1 protein-coding gene is annotated in these 323 nt (G+C 68.4%); it reads left to right on the top strand.

What is annotated here, in order from left to right:
- Positions 1–323 (top strand): MFS transporter (locus tag GJQ66_RS12275; RefSeq protein WP_155049626.1); only part of this gene is annotated, 323 nt, incomplete at both ends.

The raw sequence follows: 323 nt of genomic DNA, 5'->3' as shown, positions 1-323 counted from the left end.
CAGGGAGGCCGGGTTCGGGCCGCTGGTGGCCGCGTCCTCCATGGGCATCATGTCGGTGGTCAACGGCACGGGCCGGGGCGTGGTCGGCTGGCTCTCGGACCGGCTGGGACGGCGGCCGACCCTGACGTATGTGTGCCTGGTCCTCGGGCTGGCCCAGTTCGGCGTCCTGTGGGCGGGCGAAAGCGCCAACCAGCCGCTGTTCCTCTTCTTCGCCTTCATATCCGGCTTCGGCGGCGGCGCTTTCTTCCCGCTTTTCGCGGCCCTGGTCCCCGACTATTTCGGCGAGAACAACAACGCGTCGAACTACGGCCTCGTCTACAGCC

The sequence above is a fragment of the Microbacterium sp. ZXX196 genome (assembly GCF_009709595.1).
In the GTDB taxonomy this organism is placed as follows: domain Bacteria; phylum Actinomycetota; class Actinomycetes; order Actinomycetales; family Microbacteriaceae; genus Microbacterium; species Microbacterium excoecariae.
This window is presented reverse-complemented; position numbering and strand designations above follow the sequence as displayed.